We start from the raw sequence: 4,385 nt of genomic DNA, 5'->3' as shown, positions 1-4,385 counted from the left end.
CTGTGATCTGTTGCGCCTTTTGCCGCGGCAGGCAGTGTGCCCGCCCCTTCGGTTCCCACACCCCGGCAACGCGCCTCCTGGTGCCGTTTCCGTCAGGCGCGGACGACAGAAGCTCGGCCATCATCTTCACAGAAAATCTGTCATGGCGGCGGTAGACATGCGCCCCAACGGGAGTTAGGCTTTCCGTCGTAGCCACGCGGACAGAACCGCAGTAGCAAGCAGGTCGGCAGGAGGAAGAGAAGGAGGCGGACACCATCAGGATCGCCCGGGCGAGGAAGTGAGCCGCTCGGGTACCGCAGGCCCCGGATTGGAAGGTGGTCCCCGGTCACGCATCCGCGATCCCCGCACTTCCCGCCCTCTCCCGGGCGACGGTGCGGAAACAGAAGGCCGGCACCGCAGTAAGCCGGCAGATGGTGTTCACATCCCTCGGGGCCCTGGTGCGTGTTCGGCACCAGGGCCCCGCGATGCATTCCCCGATCAGAGGTGCAAATGACCGCAGAAATCTCTCACGACCGTCTCAACGACGAGGACTACCCCGCCTACACCATGGGCCGGGCCGCCGAAATGCTCGCCACCACCCCCGCCTTCCTGCGGGCCCTCGGTGAGGCCAAGCTGATCACGCCTTTGCGTTCCGAGGGCGGCCACCGCCGCTACTCCCGCTACCAGCTGCGTATCGCCGCACGCGCCCGCGAACTCGTCGACCAGGGAACCCCCGTCGACGCCGCCTGCCGCATCGTCATCCTCGAAGACCAGCTCGACGAAGCTCAGCGCATCAACGAAGAACTGCGCGCTTCACCTTCCGGGCCCCGCCTCAAGACCGACGTCTGAACTCCGTTCCCGCGCCCGCGCGCGGCCGGCGCCCCGGGGACGTTCAGTCGGCGTCGGAGAGGCCGGCGTCCCAGCCCGACTCACAGCAGCCATGCGGACGAGTTCCGTCGATTCCGTCGCCGGAGCTCTTCGCCGTCAGCCTGACGCCAACCAGGCTGAGCACCGCGGTCGGGATGTCCCCTGATCTCGCGGCAGCCTCCGGGGCTCTGCGCCTCTGATTCATCGGGGCCGGACGGGCCATCGGGACATGGGACCGACGAGGCCCACGAGCAGCACACCGCCAGCGGGGTGAGGGGTCGGGGCGCTGGAGGGCGTAGACCACCGCGCCCACGCTGTAGAGGAGACCGCCGGCCACGATCAGGGCGAGTACGGCCACTCCCCCGGTGTGCAGGAAGTCGGCCAGGTAGCGCACCGGCGCCCACCCCAGGGCCAGGTAGCACGGGGTGTACAGCCAGCGCGGGGCTCCGACCCACAGGACCCGGAACGCGATGCCGGCCAACGCGCCCGCCCACACGATCCACAACAGCACGGATCTCTGGTCCGGTGGCAGTAGGAGCACGGCCAGGGGGGTGCAAGTGCCCGCGATGATCAGGAAGATGTTGGCGTGGTCGAGACGTCGCAGAAGAGCCTCGCCGAGCGGCCCCCAGGTGCCGCGGTGGTAAATGGCGCTCGTCCCGAACAGCAGCAAAGCGGTGACCGAGTACACGGCGCAGGCCCAGGCCGCCTGCGGGGTGCGAGCCAGGCAGACGAGTACGATGCCTGCGATCAGTGCGGCGGGGACCATTCCGGCATGGAGCCAGCCACGCAACCTCGGCTTGATCGATTCGGCCAGGTCGGACGCCTGCTCCACCAGAGCGGCAACCGAGTGACCATTTTCTGCTGCACCGTCACCTTGTGATCCGCCGGGCAGCCCGACCTCACGGTGTTCTCCACGCGCTGAGGCGACGTGGACACATTCGGCCTCAGCGGCGTCACGGGACATGGCTTCCCGTCCTCCACCGGGCTCCTGGGCGTCACTGGCAATCATGCGCCCATGCTAGGAGACCTCGCAGGACAGCCCTTCGAGAGGCCAGCCCGAAAGCCAGGCGCATCTCGCCGGGTGTGGGCTTGCTCGCCGCCGCGTGCACTGCGGTCCGTTGGTCCCGCCGCGAATTGGGCCTCCCGAAACTGAGTAGATCGGTTGGGCGTGGGAACGATCAGGGCTTCCGAACGGGCAATCTCCGCTCGCCTACCCGCAAGGATCGCCGATGCTTCCTGAGGTCCGCCCCCACGTATCCGCCCCCCTCACAAACCAGTTGGAACACTTGGGCCTGGCTTCAGACCTCGAAGCCAGCCACCTCGATGTGGAGCGTGTCGCCGACATCGCAGTCGTCGCAGCTGCCCACTCCGGTGGCTACGCGGCCATCGGCCATCTCCTCGGACTGCTGGCCGCGCTCCCTGCCCCCACCGAGGCAGGCGAGCGCTTCTGGTCGGACCTGTGGAGGTCCTCGGGCACCGCCTACCTGCTACCCGCCAACATCAAGGCTGAGGTGGCGCAATCCCTGGCAGGCGAAGGTACCGCCCTGGCCCGACAGATTCTCTCGGCTGTCGATGAGATGACCCCGACCCAACGCGTCGCAGCCGGGGAGGTGATCGGTCAAGCCCTCGCCGAGTCCGACCATCTTCCCGACCTCAAGACACAGGTCATCGGAGAACTGTGGCTCCGCGATCTGGAACTCACCGCCTGGCGGATCCTGCACGCCGACCGCAGGTCGGACGATTCCGCTGGACGGAAAGCCTTCCTCGAAGCCTGGACGAGCATCTAAAGGTCCGCTCCTCCAACTGCACGACAGCCGCACAGGGCATGCGGCTCCCGAGCCGCCACGCGGCTGGCAGCCGGCGGCCCCGGCCTCGTATCCCTACTCATCCGGCCCGGTGCTCCTGCCGCTTCCGAGTAACACCCTGGTCGCCGACGACCTGCGCGCCGGCGACCAGGGCCGTAGCCTCGTGGCCCCAGGCTCGACGGCGATGCGCACGGTAAGGCGAACGAGCCCGGGACAACACTTGAAGCGAACGAGCTCAGAAGGTCCCGGCCGGCGTCGCACCGTGCCCAGATGCCCTCGACAGACCGGGTCGCGCAGCCATGGCTACGCGACCCCGATCCTGTGCATGACAGGCTCCGTCGCCCCCTGGCACGAGAGCGCGCCCCCTGTCCGGTCAAAGCACTGCCCGCACGGGGGGCGGCAGCTACCGGCCGCGGTGTGCGCGATCCCTCGGGCAGGGACGGGAAGGTCAGGAGGCGTTGATGTTCTCGGCCTGGGGGCCCTTCTGGCCCTGGGTGACGTCGAACGTCACGGTCTGACCTTCCTGGAGCTCACGAAAGCCCGAGGAATTGATCGCGGAGTAGTGGGCGAACACGTCCGGGCCGCCGCCGTCCTGGGCGATGAAGCCGAAGCCCTTCTCCGCGTTGAACCACTTCACAGTTCCCCTGGCCATGTCTCATGCCTTCCAGCCGATGAGCGCCTCCCGCAACGTGCGGAAGGCCGAGGTGATCGCCCTGGTTCCTGCAGCACGGCACAGCAGAACGCCCACGCCGAAGACGTGGGCGAAGGGTAACTTCCGAACCATGTTCAGCTGACGCAGACGCGACACGTCCGCACACTGTCACCATAGGAAACGAGCCGCGCGTCATGCCCCGACACGTGCGTGCGGGGCCCGGCGGGCGCACTGTCTCAGGCCACGGGCGGACTGGACGATCCCGCGGCGCGGTGGTGTTCGGCGTTGATGCGCTGGGCTTCTTCGAGTTGGTCTTCGAGGGCGATGATGCGGCAGGCGGCCTCGATGGGGGTGCCCTGGTCGACGAGTTCCCGGGCGCGGGCGGCGATGCGCAGCTGGTAGCGGGAGTAGCGGCGGTGGCCGCCCTCGGAGCGGAGCGGGGTGATGAGGCGGGCTTCGCCGAGGGCACGGAGGAAGCCCTGGGTGGTGCCGAGCATCTCGGCGGCCCGGCCCATGGTGTAGGCGGGGTAGTCGTCGTCATCGAGACGTCCGAACGAGTCGTCTGCTGTCATTGCACCTCTCTGTGGAACGCGTGGAGGGGCCCTGGTGCCATAGCACCAGGGCCCCGAAGGAACTGCTACACCATCTGCCGACCCTAGTCCTGCGCCGGCCTTCTGTTTCCGCTGGCCCGACCGAGCTGCTGCCGGGGGTGCGGGGATCGCAGTTGCTTGACCGGAGACCACCTCACTATCGATGTCCTGCGGTACCCGGGCTCAAAACTTCCACCCGGGCGATCCTGATGGTGCTCAACTCCTCCGTTCTTCCCTCTGAACCAATCACTTATCAAATGGAACTGCGTACTGCTGGTGGCCTTACACAGCGCCACTCTTCGGCAGCCAGCCCCGTCGCCCGTCCTGCGTCTGCTCTGGCTTGGAACCCCACTGCCGAACCTCCCGATGCGCGCGCCCGCAGCCGACGCCTTCACCGAGGTGCTGCTCACTGACTTCACTGCTGGGTACTGCGAACTGCACTTACGGGTACTGCACTTGCGCTAACTGCGGTCCTGCTCACGGCAGCCCCTG

Annotated in this window: 4 protein-coding genes and 1 pseudogene; 2 read left to right on the top strand and 3 right to left on the bottom strand. The window is 67.6% G+C overall.

What is annotated here, in order from left to right; genetic code table 11:
- Window positions 1-489 precede the first annotated feature (489 nt).
- Window positions 490-828: a MerR family transcriptional regulator gene (locus tag IF67_RS0138305; RefSeq protein ID WP_030993645.1), complete on the top strand. Its 339-nt coding sequence runs from the start codon at window positions 490-492 to the stop codon at window positions 826-828.
- A 280-nt stretch (window positions 829-1,108) separates the two neighbouring features.
- On the opposite strand, the pseudogene trhA reads toward IF67_RS0138305, so the two are convergent.
- Window positions 1,109-1,810, bottom strand: a pseudogene (gene trhA, locus IF67_RS0138300) (PAQR family membrane homeostasis protein TrhA); the annotation flags it as partial.
- A 265-nt stretch (window positions 1,811-2,075) separates the two neighbouring features.
- Between trhA and IF67_RS0138295 the strand changes: the two are divergent.
- Complete coding sequence (locus IF67_RS0138295) at window positions 2,076-2,633, top strand: hypothetical protein (RefSeq protein ID WP_030993640.1); 558 nt, start codon at window positions 2,076-2,078, stop codon at window positions 2,631-2,633.
- Between the two features lie 466 nt (window positions 2,634-3,099).
- Here the strand turns inward: IF67_RS0138295 and IF67_RS0138290 are convergent, their stop codons facing one another.
- Window positions 3,100-3,303 carry a cold-shock protein gene (locus IF67_RS0138290; protein ID WP_030993638.1) on the bottom strand — a complete coding sequence of 68 codons (204 nt, stop codon included), beginning with the start codon at window positions 3,301-3,303 and terminating at the stop codon, window positions 3,100-3,102.
- Window positions 3,304-3,539: 236 nt separating this feature from the next.
- Window positions 3,540-3,875 (bottom strand): MerR family transcriptional regulator, encoded by a 336-nt coding sequence (locus IF67_RS0138285; RefSeq protein WP_030993636.1) that lies wholly within the window; start codon window positions 3,873-3,875, stop codon window positions 3,540-3,542.
- Window positions 3,876-4,385 lie beyond the last annotated feature (510 nt).

Source organism: Streptomyces sp. NRRL S-1813 (assembly GCF_000719605.1).
Lineage (GTDB): Bacteria > Actinomycetota > Actinomycetes > Streptomycetales > Streptomycetaceae > Streptomyces > Streptomyces decoyicus.
This window is presented reverse-complemented; position numbering and strand designations above follow the sequence as displayed.

Excerpts from the sequence above, each read along its gene's own strand:
- IF67_RS0138295 (WP_030993640.1), top strand. The coding sequence starts at position 2,076 with ATGCTTCCTGAGGTCCGCCCCCACGTATCCGCCCCCCTCACAAACCAG.
- IF67_RS0138290 (WP_030993638.1), bottom strand. The coding sequence starts at position 3,303 with ATGGCCAGGGGAACTGTGAAGTGGTTCAACGCGGAGAAGGGCTTCGGC.
- IF67_RS0138305 (WP_030993645.1), top strand. The coding sequence starts at position 490 with ATGACCGCAGAAATCTCTCACGACCGTCTCAACGACGAGGACTACCCC.
- IF67_RS0138285 (WP_030993636.1), bottom strand. The coding sequence starts at position 3,875 with ATGACAGCAGACGACTCGTTCGGACGTCTCGATGACGACGACTACCCC.